Here is a 14,691-nt window from a genome sequence, read left to right on the forward strand (position 1 = left end):
TGTAGACCAGGGATCATCGCCGCCTGCCTGCTCTATTGATAAGCCTATAACTGCCCTTATCTACTCCCCATGAACTTCCTCGCCCATCTGCATATTGCCGATCACTGCCAAAGCAGCCTGCTCGGCAACCTCCTTGGTGACTTCATCAAAGGAGATCCCCATAGCCAACTGATGCCGGACTTGGCCGCAGGGGTGAGACTGCATCGCTTTGTCGATTCCTATAGTGATCACCATCCCCTTACCCAAACCGCCAAACAGGTGTTTTCCGGCAGCGCCCGCCGCTTTGCTCCTATTGCATTAGACATGTTTTGGGATCATTGCTTGGCCAAGCGTTGGCAAGAGTTTCACCCCCTCCCCCTGGCGAGGTTTTGTCAGCAGGCCGAACACCAGATACGCCAGCAGCAACAAGGGGATATCCCCAGTCGCTACTTACAGATGGAAAAGTACATGTGGCGTGAGCGCTGGCTGGAGTCTTATCGCCAACTCGACAATATCGAACTGGCCCTACAACAAATATCCCAGCGCCGAACAAGAATGGAGGAACTCAGCCGTTGCTTCCCCTATCTCGTCAAAGGCTATGAGGAGCTGAATGGCTTATTTACTGAGTTGTATCCAGAGGTATTGAGTGCTGCACAAGCTAAAGTCCAGCAAGACCAGGCAGGCATAGGCCAGCCTGGTTAACGACATTATTTACCGATACAAAACGAGCTAAAGATACGGCCAAGCAAGTCGTCGGAGCGGAACTCACCGGTAATCTCCCCCAGTGCTTCCTGGGCCTGGCGTAGATCTTCCGCTAGCAACTCACCAGCACCGTACCCCTGCAGCTGCAACATGCCGTTATCCAGTAGGCTGGCTGCCCGCTCCAAGGCATCCAGATGACGACGACGGGCGCTAAAGCCGCCTTCGGTAGTGCTATCAAAGCCCATACAGGCTTTCAGATGCTCACGCAGGGCGTGGATTCCCTGGCCATCTTTGGCGCTCAAACGAACCAGTATCTGCCCTTTTTCTTCGCTCATGCCCGGCTGCTCGCCAGTCAGATCAACTTTATTGCGAATCAGGGTAACACGGCTGGCGTCAGGCAGCTGTTGCACAAACTCTGGCCAAATTTGCTCAGGATTGAGGGCAGTGGTGCGGCTGGCATCCACCATCAGTAATACCCGGTCGGCTTGTTTTATCGCATGCCAGGCCCGCTCTACACCGATTTGCTCGACTTTATCCTCGGTATCACGCAAACCAGCAGTATCGATGATATGCAGTGGCATGCCATCAATCTGAATATGTTCCTTGAGGATATCGCGGGTGGTACCTTCAATGTCGGTCACAATTGCGGTTTCCCGTCCGGATAAGGCATTAAGCAGGCTGGACTTTCCCGCATTGGGCCGGCCGGCAATCACCACTGTCATTCCTTCCCGCAACAGGGCTCCCTGGTTAGCCTCTTTAAAGATGGCTGCTAAGTCCTGACGTAGCTGCTGGAGTTGATTGGCAACATGACCATCCGCCAGGAAATCGATTTCCTCTTCAGGAAAGTCGATTGCCGCCTCAACGTAAATACGCAGTTCAATTAAGCCTTCTACCAGCTGTTGTACTCGCCGGGAGAATTCTCCCTGCAATGAGCGTAGCGCCGAGCGCGCAGCTTGTTCGGAGGCAGCATCAATCAAATCGGCGATGGCTTCCGCCTGGGCCAGATCCAACTTGTCATTCAAAAAGGCCCGCTCAGAAAACTCGCCCGGACGAGCCATTCTGGCCCCCAGCTGCAGTAACTGGCGCATCAACATATCAAGCAGAATGGGACCACCGTGGCCCTGTAGCTCTAATACATCTTCGCCGGTAAAGGAGTGAGGACCAGGAAAGTACAGCGCAATCCCCTGATCAAGTTGCTGACCTTCACTGCCGTAAAAAGGACAGTAATGGGCATAACGAGGTTTAGGAACAAAGCCTAGCAGTTGCTGTGCCAGGGTTTGTGCCATGGGTCCTGATACTCGAAGAATACCGACGCCGCCGCGGCCAGGGGGGGTGGCTTGAGCGACAATGGTGTCGTTATGCATAACGTGCCTCTTTGCTAGCTGGCAGTGAGTCGGCGTTTGAGCCACCCTGTTTACCCACAACGAATAAAGGCCCCAAAGGGCCTTTATCCAACACTTTTATCCACAACAGGATCAGGCCTTGGCCGGAGTGCCTTCATTTTCAATCTGACGGGTGATCACCCATTGCTGAGCAATAGACAGCAGGTTGTTCACACACCAGTAGAGCACCAGACCAGCCGGGAACCACAGGAAGAAGAAGGTGAAGATAACAGGCAGCATCTTCATTACTTTAGCCTGCATGGGATCGGGCGGAGTTGGGTTCAACAGCTGCTGCACATACATGGTGGCGCCCATGATCAGCGGCAATACGAAGTAGGGATCCATCACCGACATATCCACAATCCAGCCGAAGAACGGCGCATGGCGCAGTTCCACCGATTCCAGCAGTACCCAGTACAGGGCAATAAATACTGGCATCTGAATCAGGATGGGTAAGCAGCCCCCCAGGGGATTAATCTTCTCTTTGCGATACAGTTCCATCATCGCCTGGGACATTTTCTGGCGATCATCGCCATACAGCTCTTTCAGACGCTGCATTTCTGGGCCGAACTTACGCATCTTGGCCATGGAGCGGTAGCTCATTGCCGAAGGATAGAAGAACAGCAACTTAACCACGATGGTGACCATAATGATGGCCACGCCCCAGTTGCCTACCAGGCTTTCAAAGAACTTCAGCATGGCAAACAGCGGTTGACCGATAAACCACAACCAACCGTAATCCACCGTCAGTTCCAGGTTAGGTGCAATCTGCTCCAATACATCCTGGACTTTGGGACCCATGTACAGCTTAGCGCTGACTTCAGCCTGCTGGCCTGCAGCCACACTCAAAGGAGCACTGACAAAGCCGGCGATGTAGTTGCCATTGCTCTTACGGGCTTCAAATAGATTTTGCCCTTCAGTAGGAGGCACCCAAGCACTGATAAAGTAGTGCTGCAGCATCGCTACCCAGCCTTGGTTACTTTCAGCCTTGAAGCGGTCGCCATCATCCAAATCGCCAAAGGCCACTTTCTTGTAATTCTCGGTTTGAGTAGAGAATACAGGGCCCAGGTATGAGCTCATGCCCATGGAGTTTTGCAAGCTGGGATCAGCGGAGCCATCACGTTTGAGTTGACCGAAGAAGTTAACGTTGAAGGCTTCATTGCTCTGGTTGTTAATCAGGTAGCTGACTTCAACCAGGTGCGAACCGCGTTGGAAGCGGAAGCGCTTGGTAATCTGCACACCCGCAGCAGTGCTGCTTTGCAGATCAACCAGTAGTTCATCTTTATCGGGCGCCATGACAAAAGAATTGCTGGCGGCACTGTATTGCGGGCGACCTTCAGCACTAGCATCAGGCCCTTGCGGACCAATCAAGCCACTTTGAGCAACATAAGTACGGCTGCCATTTTGCTCAAGCAGAACAAAGGCTTGTTCAGGAGTCTGGACACTGGTGGCGTAATCATTCAGCGCAGCATAGAGCACATCACCACCACGAGGATCAATGCGCAGCTCCAGTGCATCGGTTTTCACCTTGATCAGCTCATTGCTCACCGCCTGACTGGCAGTTTGAGCAACACCCTGAGCCTGAGGTAAGTCCGCTTGACTTGCTTGAGTCGCTTGACCACTGGGCAGTTCACTGCTGGATTGGGTAACGGCAGCACTTTGCGGGGTGGCTGGTTGGCCGTAGTCCTGGTTCCACTGCAATACCATCAGGTAGGAAATGAGTGCCAGTGCACCCACCAAGAGAATCCGTTGTACATCCATCGTTCAATCGCCAATGGTCGGGTTAAATCAGTCTGAGAGGTGCTGGCTACCTGCTATTGCTAGAAGGTTGACGCCGCCCTTTGGGGGCTGGTGACGAGACAGGAGCCGAGGCTTTCTTCTGAATTCGTTGCCAGATTTTGCCCAACATAGTGTGGAGCTGCGGGTTCTCAATGTCCCCTAAACCTGGCCGGGCAATGACGACGAGATCCAGCGCAGCCAACTCATGCTGGTGATGTCTGAAGCTTTCGCGGATCAGACGCTTCACCCGGTTACGTTGGTTAGCTCGTCGTACATGCTTTTTGGCTATGACCAGACCCAGACGTGATCGATCTCCACCATTGGCAATAGCCAATACCAACAGGCCTTGATCGGACGCCTTAAAGCAGGTGCCGTTAAAAACCTGACGGTAGTCCCCCGGGGTCAACAGACGTGCCGTGCGGGGAAAACTGTAAGTAGACATCAATCCGTTTGGGTCTTGTCGTGGCAGCCTATGTTATACGCACAGACGCTTACGGCCTTTGGCACGACGAGCAGCCAGTACTTTGCGGCCATTTTTGGTAGCCATGCGTGCACGGAAACCGTGGGTACGCTTGCGCTTTAACACGCTGGGTTGAAACGTTCTTTTCATGATCGGAAATCCACTAAATGCACTTAAACCTAGGTTCGAGGTTTACCAGTAAAAGGACGAAGTTACCCCCTCCCTTTTTGGTAAGAGCGGAATTCTAGTGAAAAACCCCCTTGAGTTCAAACCTTGATCAATCGTCATTTGTTTCAATCTAGCAAAAGAGTCTGGTTTTAATCGTTCTTTATGGCAGCTACAGCTCTGTTCGAATCGGTAAAAAATTCTAATCACTCATCTGACCAATCATTTTTGATAAGCATATAAATTAGAAAAATAGTTCTTTTAGGATAGTGATGTTGATAACTATAAGGGGAGTCCTGTCCTGTTGATAACTCGCTCAAGCCTAGAAAAACCCTGTTTTTGCGGGTGTTGGTAAGTTTATGTGGATAAGGTTGCTGAATTGAGGAATGGATGTCCACAGCCTGTGAGTAAAAAGTGCCCTTACCCACAGAGATATCCGACAACACAGTTATGCACACGTTACTTAATTATCCACACCCAGGGTATCGACAAAGCTTAAGCTAATTTTTTAGCCTCTTTTGTGGATAACTGGAGGGGGCTGCAGTAGAATCCTTCGGCTGTTTTCTCTGCTCTCAAAGGGCACGGAAGGTTTTGAAGGTACGAAGGTGGGCTTTGTACTCTAATAGCGGCATTTAAATGAGGGATGGGTACTGTGGTGCTTGAGCTTTGGCAGCGCTGTCTGGCCCGCTTACAGGAAGAGTTGCCAGTTCAGCAATTTAATACCTGGATACGTCCTTTGCAGGCTCAGCAAGATGAGAGTGGGCAGCTAAAATTGCTGGCACCTAATCGTTTTGTCATGGACTGGGTTTCAGATAAGTACCTGCACCTTATTAAAGAAGTCTTCAAAGACATCAGCTCGGGGCAGAATCTCAGCCTTTATCTTGATGTCGTACAAGCTCGTCGTGGTGCTTTTATGGGTAGTACTCAGGTACGTCCCACCAGTTTGAGTGCTCGCTCACAGGAGCCAACCAGTGCTCGCCGCCCCCAACTGCATGAAGCCGCTGCTCCCCAGGTTGAGCCTGCCGTTGCACCTGTCGCTACGTTAGTGGCTGCTCCAGCTATTCACACCAGTGCCAGTCATCCTGCCAAAGCGGCTGAGTTAGCCGAAGAAATGGGCTACCAGGATAACAATGAGCGCACGGTGGATGTGGAAGGTGGGATTCGTCACCAGAGCCATTTAAATAAGGCTTTTACCTTTGCTTCTTTTGTTCAGGGTAAATCGAACCAGTTGGCGCTGGCGGCGGCAAGACAGGTAGCGGATAATCCTGGGGGCTCCTATAACCCACTGTTTTTATATGGCGGTGTGGGTCTGGGTAAAACCCACTTGATGCATGCGGTGGGATTGGCAATGCTGGAGCGTAATCCGAATGCCAAGATTGTCTATCTGCATTCTGAGCGCTTTGTTGCCGATATGATCAAGGCTCTGCAGCTGAACGCCATTAATGACTTTAAACGCTATTATCGCTCCGTCGATGCGCTCTTGATTGACGACATTCAGTTTTTTGCCGGTAAAGAGCGTTCCCAGGAAGAGTTTTTCCATACTTTTAATGCGCTTTTGGAAGGTGGTCAGCAGATGATTCTGACCTGCGACCGTTATCCAAAGGAGATTAGTGGCCTGGAAGAGCGGTTAAAATCCCGCTTTGGTTGGGGACTGACAGTGGCGGTGGAGCCGCCGGAGTTGGAAACCCGAGTGGCGATTCTGAAAAAGAAAGCCGATGAAGCTCAGATTTTGCTGCCGGATGATGCTGCCTTCTTTATTGCCCAGAAGATTCGCTCCAACGTCCGTGAACTCGAAGGGGCCTTGAAGCGAGTCATCGCTAATGCCCACTTTACCGGTAGCGCGATTACACTGCCTTTTATTAGAGAATCACTGAAAGACCTGCTAGCCTTGCAGGACAAACAAATCAGCATCGATAACATCCAGCGTGTTGTTGCTGAGTACTACAAGATTAAGGTTGCGGATCTGCTCTCTAAGCGCCGTAGCCGTTCGGTGGCACGTCCTCGTCAGGTGGCGATGGCGCTGGCGAAAGAAATTACCAACCACAGCTTGCCTGAGATTGGTGACGCCTTTGGCGGTCGTGACCACACTACCGTATTGCATGCTTGTCGCAAGATTAGCGAGCTGCGGGAAGAAGATGCGGAAATTCGCGAAGATTATCAGAACCTGCTGCGTTCTTTGACGGCCTAAAGGCCTTACGCAGCCGTTAACCACCCCTTAGTCACGGAATAGTCACGGAAGCCTGAGATGAAATTTGTCATTTCCCGCGAAGCCTTGCTAAGACCGCTGCAACTGGTTGCCGGTGTTGTTGAGCGCAGACAGACCCTGCCTGTGTTATCCAATGTGCTACTGGTTGCTGAAGGCGACCGTTTGTCGCTGACAGGCACAGACCTGGAAGTCGAGCTAATTGGCCGTGCTCATCTGGAGCAGCCAGCCGTTGCCGGATCCATTACGGTACCGGCGCGCAAATTAATGGATATCTGTAAGTCGCTGCCGGATCAGTCCGTCCTGGAGATGGAAGTGCAAGAGCAGAAGATGACGTTAAGATCCGGCCGTAGCCGTTTCACCCTCTCTACTCTGCCTGCCAGCGAGTTCCCCAGTGTGGAAGATAGCCCGCGCTCCTTCGAATTCACCCTTGAGCAGCAGCAATTAAAGCGCCTGATTGATCGCACCGCATTTGCGATGGCACAGCAGGATGTTCGTTATTACCTCAATGGCATGCTGTTGGAGGTAATCAGCGGGCGAGTACGGATGGTGGCAACCGATGGCCACCGTCTGGCGACCTGTGCATTGGATCTGGAAGTGAACCCTGAAGGGAAGCAGCAAGTAATCCTGCCGCGTAAAGGGGTGTTGGAACTGGTGCGTCTGCTGACAGAAGGAGAGGCCCAGGTACGGATGGTGGTGGGTACTAATCACATTCGGGCTCATGTAGGTGACTTTGTCTTTACCTCCAAGCTGGTAGATGGTCGCTTCCCTGATTACGAACGTGTTGTGCCCCGTAACGGCGATAAATTGCTGGTAGCGGATCGCCAGGAGCTGCGTTTGGTGCTGCAGCGTGCGGCGATTCTATCCAACGAAAAATACCGCGGTGTGCGTTTAAATATGCAGCCTGGGCAGTTGCAGGTGTTTGCCAATAATCCTGAACAGGAAGAGGCAGAAGAGTCATTGCAGGTGGACTATCAGTATGATCCGCTGGAGATTGGCTTTAACGTCAATTACGTGCTGGATGTCCTTAATGCCCTGAGTCAGGAACAGGTGCAGTTTACCCTGTCAGACCCCAACTCCAGTGCCTTGGTACAGGAAGCGGATGGCGGCGATGCTCTCTATGTGATCATGCCGATGCGCCTCTAAGCGCTGTTATGCACAGCAATTCACAGAGTTATACACAGGCGCATTAATTCGAATGCAATTAACCCGCCTGGATATTCATCAGGTTCGCAATATAGAACACGCCAGCTTGCATCTTGCAGCTGGCGTGAATCTTTTTCTTGGCCAGAATGGTAGTGGCAAAACCAGTGTGCTGGAGGCCATTCATCTGCTTGGCCTGGGACGCTCCTTTCGTAGTCATAAAATCCGTACGGTGGTTCGTCATGAGCAACCGCGTTGTACGCTCTATGCCGAGTTACAGCGGCCACAGAGCCCTAAGCTCGCCTTAGGAGTTGAGCGTAGCCTCGATGGTGAAATGCGCCTGCGTATTGGCAACCAGCAGGGATGCTCGTTAGCAGAGCTGGCCCGAACCCTGCCACTACAGTTGATTAACCCTGATGCTTTCCGGTTGCTAGAGGGGGGGCCAAGTGAGCGCAGACAGTTTCTCGATTGGGGCGTATTTCATTATCAGTCCGAATTTTTACAGGCCTGGCAGCGTTACCAGCGAGCGCTTAAACAGCGCAATAGCCTACTGAAATATGCTAAAATCGACCCCCTTATGCGGGCGCCCTGGGAGCATGAGCTTTGCCAACAGGCAGAGCAAATTCACCGCTGGCGTCAGGCTTATTTGACCTTGCTGACACCTTTATTTCAGCGCTATCTCACAGCTCTAACACAAGTAGATGATATTAAGATTCATTACTATTGTGGTTGGGATGCCAAGCGTAGCCTGGAGGAAGTGTTAGTAGAGGGATTGGCACGGGATCAAGAGCAGGGGTTTACTCAGGCCGGTCCACATCGTGCTGATCTTCGCATTAAATTAGGTGGGCGCCTGGCGGCGGATATTCTGTCTCGTGGCCAACAAAAGCTAGTGGTCAGCGCATTAAAGTTAGCGCAGGGACAGGTGCTGCGTGCTCAGGGGGAACAAGCCCCGCTATACCTGATTGATGACTTACCTGCCGAGCTGGATGCCCAGCATCGTCAGGCATTCTGCGCACTCCTACAGGAGTTGGGCAGTCAAATTTTTATTACCTCAGTGGAGGCTGCACCCTTAGCTTCCTGCTGGTTGGCAGACACTGAGTTAAAACAGTTTCACGTGGAACAGGGGCAAATCAGGGAAGACTGAATTTGCTCCACCCCGGAACGGGAGTGATCTATGAGTGGCACAACTTACGACTCTTCAAGCATTAAAGTCCTTAAGGGGCTGGATGCAGTCCGCAAGCGTCCTGGTATGTATATCGGCGATACCGATGATGGTACCGGTTTGCATCATATGGTGTTTGAGCTGGTGGACAACTCCATTGACGAAGCCCTGGCAGGATATTGCTCCCAGATAGATGTCATTATTCATCCGGATGAGTCCGTAAGCGTCGCGGATAATGGTCGTGGGATTCCCACCGATATTCACCCTGAAGAGGGGGTATCAGCCGCAGAAGTTATCATGACGGTACTCCATGCTGGAGGAAAGTTTGATGACAATACCTATAAGGTATCGGGTGGTTTGCACGGTGTAGGGGTGTCAGTTGTTAACGCCTTGTCAGAAACGTTGCATCTGACCATTCGTCGGGACAATAAGGTTTTTGAGCAAATTTACCACGATGGTGTGCCAGAAGAGCCACTCAAACAGATTGGTGAAACGGATAAGTCCGGCACCAGTGTTCGCTTTCATCCATCAGCTAAAACTTTCTCCAATATTTTGTTCCAGTACGACATTCTGGCGAAACGTCTGCGTGAGTTGTCATTCCTCAACTCCGGAGTCCGGATTAGCCTGAAGGATGAGCGCAGTGGCCGAGAAGATATCTTCCACTATGAGGGTGGTTTGCAGGCATTCGTTGAGTACCTCAACAAAAACCGCACCCCACTGAGCAAGGTATTTCACTTCAGCGCTGATACTGAAGATGGTATTGGGGTTGAAGTTGCCATGCAGTGGAATGATGGTTTCCAGGAAAGCATCCATTGCTTTACCAACAATATTCCCCAGCGTGATGGTGGAACCCACTTGTCAGGCTTCCGTGCAGCCCTGACGCGTAGCCTGAATACCTACATTGAAAGCGAAGCCATTCTTAAGAAAGCCAAGGTGGCTACCTCTGGAGATGACGCCCGTGAGGGGTTAACGGCGATTATTTCAGTTAAGGTGCCGGATCCCAAGTTCTCCTCTCAGACCAAAGACAAATTGGTTTCTTCTGAGGTGAAGACGGCGGTCGAGCAGCAAATGGGGCGCTATTTCTCTGATTTCCTACAGGAATTCCCCAATGATGCCAAAAGCATTGTTGGCAAGATGATTGATGCTGCCCGTGCTCGTGAAGCGGCACGCAAAGCCCGGGAAATGACCCGCCGGAAAGGGGCGCTGGATATTGCGGGCTTGCCGGGTAAGCTGGCGGATTGTCAGGAAAAAGATCCTGCACTATCTGAACTTTACCTGGTGGAGGGTGATTCCGCGGGTGGTTCTGCCAAGCAAGGGCGTGATCGTAAGACTCAAGCGATTCTGCCGTTGAAGGGTAAAATCCTTAACGTCGAAAAGGCTCGCTTTGACAAGATGCTTAGCTCTGCCGAAGTAGGAACCCTGATTACTGCCTTAGGTTGTGGTATTGGTCGAGAAGAATTTAATCCCGATAAATTACGTTACCACAGCATTATCATCATGACCGATGCGGATGTGGATGGTTCACACATTCGCACGCTGCTGCTGACCTTCTTCTTCCGTCAGATGCCTGAGATCATTGAGCGTGGTCATGTCTACATTGCCCAACCACCGCTGTATAAAATCAAAAAGGGTAAGCAAGAGCAGTATCTGAAAGATGATGCCGCAATGGATGCCTTTATGACGCAAGCGGCATTAGAAGAGGCCAGTCTGCATGTTAATGAGACCGCGCCTGGCATCAGTGGTGAGGGCTTAGAGACACTAGTGAGTGAATACCGTGCGGTGATGAACATTGGTCAGCGCCTATCACGGATTTATCCCCAGGAAGTGTTAAAACAAGCGATCTATGCCCCTGCGTTGACCCTAGCTGATCTGAAAGAGCAGGCTAAGGTGGAGGGCTGGGCGCAGAGTATTCTGGAGCGCCTTGAGCAAGGTGGCATGAATGGCACTCGCTATGAGTACCAAGTAAGCCTGGATGCGGAGCGCCAGGAATACCTACCGACCTTCATCGTGATTGCCCATGGCATTCCCACCGAGTATCGCTTTAACCATGAATTCTTCATGTCTGGTGAATACAAAGCGACCGTGAATCTGGGGGCAAAACTACAAGGACTGATCGAAGAGGGAGCCTATGTTGCACGCGGAGAGAAGCAGCGTAAGGTGCGCTCCTTCGAAGAAGCATTGGATTGGCTAACTCATGAGGCGAAGCGTGGTTACAGCATTCAACGCTATAAGGGTCTGGGTGAAATGAACCCCGACCAACTTTGGGAAACCACTATGGATCCTGAAGTTCGCCGTATGTTGCGTGTTTCGATTGAGGATGCTATTGCAGCGGATCAGATGTTCTCAACCCTGATGGGGGATGATGTTGAGCCGCGCCGTGCCTTTATCGAGAGTAATGCACTGAAGGTAACCAACCTGGATATTTAATTGGTTCGTTCTGTGTATGGCTAAAAAGGGCAGCGTTTTCGCTGCCCTTTTTTGTTCCACGTGAAACCTCGGTTTGAGTGGCTAGGTCAGTTAGCGATACAGCTGATTAAACAGGAGGTTTGCTTGTTGATGCAGGAGGCTATGACGCCTGGCAACTTCTGCATGGTCGCGGTCGTAACCGCCCCCAATCACGCAGGCAATAGCAATATTGTGTTGGTGGGCGAGTTGAATAATGTAGTTATCACGCTGTCGAATGCCTTGGTCAGTTAGTTTTAAACGCCCCAGGCGATCGTCTTGATGTACATCTGAGCCAGCATCGTAGAGGATAAAGTCGGGCTGTAAACACGCCAAAATACTCGGTAAGTGCTGCTGCAAGATGGCGAGATAGTCGCTATCACCGCAGTCATCTTCAATTTCAATATCCCAGTCAGAATGCATTTTAGTAAAGGGATAGTTAAGGGCGCTATGAAAAGAGCAGGTATGAATATTGGCATCCTGCTGCAGGATAGCAGCCGTGCCGTCACCCTGATGAACATCACAGTCGATAATTAATACCTGCTTCGCTAAACCGTTCTGTACTAAATAACGCGCACAGACCGCTAGATCATTGAAGATACAAAATCCCGCGCCATGGCGGTAAAACGCATGGTGGGTGCCACCGGCTAAATGACAGGCAAGGCCATAACGTTTAGCTAATTCTGCCGTTAGGATAGTACCAGCCACTGCAGTGCAAGTACGTTGCACGAGCAAGGGTGACCAGGGTAATCCTATTTCTCGTAATGCTTTGGCATCTAATTCCCCTTGGCAAAATTGTTGAATGTACTGAGGGCAATGGGCTAATTGCAGTATTGATAATGGCGCGGGTGCTGAGGGAGAAAAGCAATTCTGTGTGGTAGCAATCCCTTGTTGGCAAAGCTGTTGATAGAGCAGCTGAAACTTTGCCATGGGAAAGCGATGTTGTGCTGGAAAAGGGATGCTATAGATGGGGTGGTATACCAGAGGCAGAGAAGCATCCTGTTTCACGTGAAACTCCGAACTGAGAAGACTTGCGCATCTTATCAGTCCGGTTATCTGTGCGCCAAATTACACTGGTTCAGGTTGGCTACAGAGGTAATCGGCAGCGGCTGCTAAGTCGGCAAATACCCGAGTTGCTGCGGGTAAATTACCTTTGGCAAGAGTGCGCTCACCTTTACCTGTTTTTACCAGAAAAGGCTGGCAACCTAAGCTCATTCCAGCTTCCAGGTCTCGCAGGCTATCACCTATTACAGCTACTTCATGAAGATCTGCCAGGGCGAAAGCGTCCCGAATTTGTTCAAACATGCCGGGTAAGGGTTTGCGACAGTGGCAGTGATCATCGGGGCCATGCGGGCAATAAACCAAGTAGTGAATAGAGCCACCGGCAGCTTCAACCAACTGTTGCAGTTTTTCGTGCATTGCATCCAGGGTGGCTAGGTCGAAGTAACCACGTGCTAACCCGGATTGGTTAGTCGCGATGGCAATGCGAAAACCATGGTGGCAAAGTTTGGCGATGGCTTCGATAGAACCAGGTAGCGGAATCCACTCGTCCACTGATTTGACATACTCATCCGAGTCCTGGTTGATGACACCATCACGGTCGAGAATGACTAGCTTCATCTGAGGCTCCTGCTTGAACTAGGCCAGCATTAAGCTGGCCTAGGTGGCTTACAGATACTTGCACAGGTAGGCAGTGGCTACCTCTACCTTGAGGTCAAATTTGCTGTTAGCGGGAACATAGAAGGCTTCACCTTCATTAAAGGTTTCCCACTCATCTGCCTCGGGCAATTTGACGGTAAGTGCACCACTTACGACTTGCATTTCTTCAGCCTGTTCGGTGCCAAAGGTATAGTCGCCGGGAACCATGACACCCACGGTGCAGCGTCCTTCAGCACTGGGAAAGCCAATGGATTTTACCTTGCCATCAAAGTATTCATTTACGTTCAACATGTGCAGCCTCTATTGTGCTAGAGCCAATGGGGAAGCCAGATACTAGAGTGCTTTAGAGAGGCTGTCACCGGGCAAAGAGGAAAAAACGGCAATAAAAAAGGCAGGATTAACCTGCCTTTTATGGAGGGTGAAACCTTATTTGGTTTCGGGTGAACGGGCGTTCAGATAGGCCTGCTCAGAAATGGCATGCCACTTGATTGCCTGGTCACGGAAGGCAACGAAGGAGTCGAATACCTTCTTAGTCATCGGATCGGCGGCAGCTTCTTCAGCAACCACTTCATCAGACAGTTTCTTCAGGGTGGCCAGAACTTCGTCTGGGAAGCGACGCAGTTCAACATTGTGCTTCTCGACCAGTTCCTGCAGGGCGGAGTTGTTCTTGGCAGTGAAGTCATCCAGCATATCCTGGTTGGCTACACGGCAAGCTTGAATCACGATTTCCTGCAGATCGGCGGGCAGCTCTTCCAGTGCTTTCTTGTTGATAAAGCATTCCAGAGTCGTGCCGGGCTCATGCCAGCCGGGGTAGTAGTAGAACTTAGCTGCTTTATGCAGGCCGAAGGCCAGATCGTTGTAGGGACCTACCCACTCGGTTGCATCAATGGCACCGGATTGCAGTGAGGGGAAGATTTCTCCACCTGGCAGCAGTACAGGAGTACCGCCGGCACGCTTGAGTACTTCACCACCCAGACCAGGAATACGCATCTTCAGACCTTTCAGGTCTTCAGCAGTGTTGATCTCTTTGTTGAACCAGCCACCCATTTGTACACCGGTGTTACCGGCTGCAGTGGGCACCAGGCCAAAGGGCGCATAGACTTCTTTCCACAGTTCCATACCGCCGCCATGGTACAACCAACCATTCATTTCCTGGGCGGTTAGACCGAAGGGAACGGCTGCAAAGAACTGGGCTGCAACGGATTTACCCTTCCAGTAATAGGAGGCGCCGTGACCCATTTCAGCGGTGCCGCGGGATACGGCATCAAAAATTTCCAAAGCGCCGACCAGTTCGTTGGCACCATAGACTTTTACTTCTACACGGCCACCGGTCATCTTACCGATCAGGTCGGCAAGATGGTTAGCGCCAGCACCCAGGCCAGGAAAGTTCTTGGGCCAGGTGGTTACCATCTTCCACTTATATTTTTTTTCTTCAGCTTTGGCGACAGTAGCAGCACCGGCCATTACGGAGGCAGCGGCACCCGCTCCCAAAGCTTTGATTAGCTCGCGACGTTTCACAGGAATCTCCCTCTCTTACATCGAAATTTTTATATTAGGGATGGCAATTTGCTCGTTGAAGGTAGCATGCCCGCTGCAGCCCTGCAATCTCGGTTAA

Annotated in this window: 13 protein-coding genes; 5 read left to right on the forward strand and 8 right to left on the reverse strand. The window is 51.2% G+C overall.

The features are described 5' to 3' along the window. Positions 1–69 precede the first annotated feature (69 nt). A complete protein-coding gene (locus Q334_RS0101040; protein WP_027311581.1) occupies positions 70–681 on the forward strand; it encodes an acyl carrier protein phosphodiesterase in 612 nt (203 codons plus the stop codon). Positions 682–686: 5 nt separating this feature from the next. Here the strand turns inward: Q334_RS0101040 and mnmE are convergent, their stop codons facing one another. The 4 genes from mnmE to rpmH form a co-directional block, all read right to left on the reverse strand. Next, a complete protein-coding gene (gene mnmE / locus Q334_RS0101045; RefSeq protein ID WP_027311582.1) occupies positions 687–2,045 on the reverse strand; it encodes a tRNA uridine-5-carboxymethylaminomethyl(34) synthesis GTPase MnmE in 1,359 nt (452 codons plus the stop codon). A gap of 111 nt (positions 2,046–2,156) precedes the next feature. Then, positions 2,157–3,824 carry a membrane protein insertase YidC gene (gene yidC / locus Q334_RS0101050; RefSeq protein WP_027311583.1) on the reverse strand — a complete coding sequence of 556 codons (1,668 nt, stop codon included), beginning with the start codon at positions 3,822–3,824 and terminating at the stop codon, positions 2,157–2,159. A 46-nt stretch (positions 3,825–3,870) separates the two neighbouring features. Next, positions 3,871–4,284 carry a ribonuclease P protein component gene (gene rnpA, locus Q334_RS17545; protein WP_051527425.1) on the reverse strand — a complete coding sequence of 138 codons (414 nt, stop codon included), beginning with the start codon at positions 4,282–4,284 and terminating at the stop codon, positions 3,871–3,873. A 33-nt stretch (positions 4,285–4,317) separates the two neighbouring features. Continuing rightward, complete coding sequence (rpmH, locus tag Q334_RS0101060; RefSeq protein WP_027311584.1) at positions 4,318–4,452, reverse strand: 50S ribosomal protein L34; 135 nt, start codon at positions 4,450–4,452, stop codon at positions 4,318–4,320. Between the two features lie 667 nt (positions 4,453–5,119). On the opposite strand from rpmH, the gene dnaA reads away from it, so the two are divergent. The 4 genes from dnaA to gyrB are packed head-to-tail and all read left to right on the forward strand — an operon-like array spanning position 5,120 to position 11,402. Beyond that, on the forward strand, positions 5,120–6,655 hold the full coding sequence (gene dnaA / locus Q334_RS0101065) for a chromosomal replication initiator protein DnaA (RefSeq protein ID WP_027311585.1): 1,536 nt from the start codon (positions 5,120–5,122) through the stop codon (positions 6,653–6,655). 57 nt (positions 6,656–6,712) lie between these two features. After that, positions 6,713–7,816, forward strand: coding sequence for a DNA polymerase III subunit beta (dnaN, locus tag Q334_RS0101070; protein ID WP_027311586.1), 1,104 nt, complete (start codon positions 6,713–6,715; stop codon positions 7,814–7,816). A gap of 52 nt (positions 7,817–7,868) precedes the next feature. Further along, positions 7,869–8,957 carry a DNA replication/repair protein RecF gene (gene recF, locus Q334_RS0101075; protein ID WP_027311587.1) on the forward strand — a complete coding sequence of 363 codons (1,089 nt, stop codon included), beginning with the start codon at positions 7,869–7,871 and terminating at the stop codon, positions 8,955–8,957. Between the two features lie 30 nt (positions 8,958–8,987). Further along, complete coding sequence (gene gyrB, locus Q334_RS0101080) at positions 8,988–11,402, forward strand: DNA topoisomerase (ATP-hydrolyzing) subunit B (RefSeq protein WP_027311588.1); 2,415 nt, start codon at positions 8,988–8,990, stop codon at positions 11,400–11,402. Between the two features lie 90 nt (positions 11,403–11,492). Here the strand turns inward: gyrB and Q334_RS0101085 are convergent, their stop codons facing one another. The 4 genes from Q334_RS0101085 to Q334_RS0101100 form a co-directional block, all read right to left on the reverse strand. Next, positions 11,493–12,425 (reverse strand): histone deacetylase family protein, encoded by a 933-nt coding sequence (locus Q334_RS0101085; RefSeq protein ID WP_027311589.1) that lies wholly within the window; start codon positions 12,423–12,425, stop codon positions 11,493–11,495. A gap of 60 nt (positions 12,426–12,485) precedes the next feature. Continuing rightward, positions 12,486–13,037, reverse strand: a complete 552-nt coding sequence (gmhB, locus tag Q334_RS0101090) for a D-glycero-beta-D-manno-heptose 1,7-bisphosphate 7-phosphatase (protein WP_027311590.1) — start codon at positions 13,035–13,037, stop codon at positions 12,486–12,488. A gap of 48 nt (positions 13,038–13,085) precedes the next feature. Beyond that, positions 13,086–13,367, reverse strand: coding sequence for a pyrimidine/purine nucleoside phosphorylase (gene ppnP / locus Q334_RS0101095; protein WP_027311591.1), 282 nt, complete (start codon positions 13,365–13,367; stop codon positions 13,086–13,088). Positions 13,368–13,502: 135 nt separating this feature from the next. Further along, the gene (locus Q334_RS0101100) at positions 13,503–14,594 is read right to left on the reverse strand and encodes a TRAP transporter substrate-binding protein (RefSeq protein WP_027311592.1); all 1,092 of its coding nucleotides are present in this window, start codon (positions 14,592–14,594) and stop codon (positions 13,503–13,505) included. Between the last annotated feature and the right edge of the window lie 97 nt (positions 14,595–14,691).

Origin of the sequence: Balneatrix alpica DSM 16621 (assembly GCF_000619885.1) — a bacterium.
Lineage (GTDB): Bacteria > Pseudomonadota > Gammaproteobacteria > Pseudomonadales > Balneatricaceae > Balneatrix > Balneatrix alpica.

Coding starts and splice junctions, on each gene's coding strand:
- Q334_RS0101040 (WP_027311581.1), top strand. CDS start 70: ATGAACTTCCTCGCCCATCTGCATATTGCCGATCACTGCCAAAGCAGC.
- mnmE (WP_027311582.1), bottom strand. CDS start 2,045: ATGCATAACGACACCATTGTCGCTCAAGCCACCCCCCCTGGCCGCGGC.
- yidC (WP_027311583.1), bottom strand. CDS start 3,824: ATGGATGTACAACGGATTCTCTTGGTGGGTGCACTGGCACTCATTTCC.
- rnpA (WP_051527425.1), bottom strand. CDS start 4,284: ATGTCTACTTACAGTTTTCCCCGCACGGCACGTCTGTTGACCCCGGGG.
- rpmH (WP_027311584.1), bottom strand. CDS start 4,452: ATGAAAAGAACGTTTCAACCCAGCGTGTTAAAGCGCAAGCGTACCCAC.
- dnaN (WP_027311586.1), top strand. CDS start 6,713: ATGAAATTTGTCATTTCCCGCGAAGCCTTGCTAAGACCGCTGCAACTG.
- recF (WP_027311587.1), top strand. CDS start 7,869: ATGCAATTAACCCGCCTGGATATTCATCAGGTTCGCAATATAGAACAC.
- gyrB (WP_027311588.1), top strand. CDS start 8,988: ATGAGTGGCACAACTTACGACTCTTCAAGCATTAAAGTCCTTAAGGGG.
- gmhB (WP_027311590.1), bottom strand. CDS start 13,037: ATGAAGCTAGTCATTCTCGACCGTGATGGTGTCATCAACCAGGACTCG.
- ppnP (WP_027311591.1), bottom strand. CDS start 13,367: ATGTTGAACGTAAATGAATACTTTGATGGCAAGGTAAAATCCATTGGC.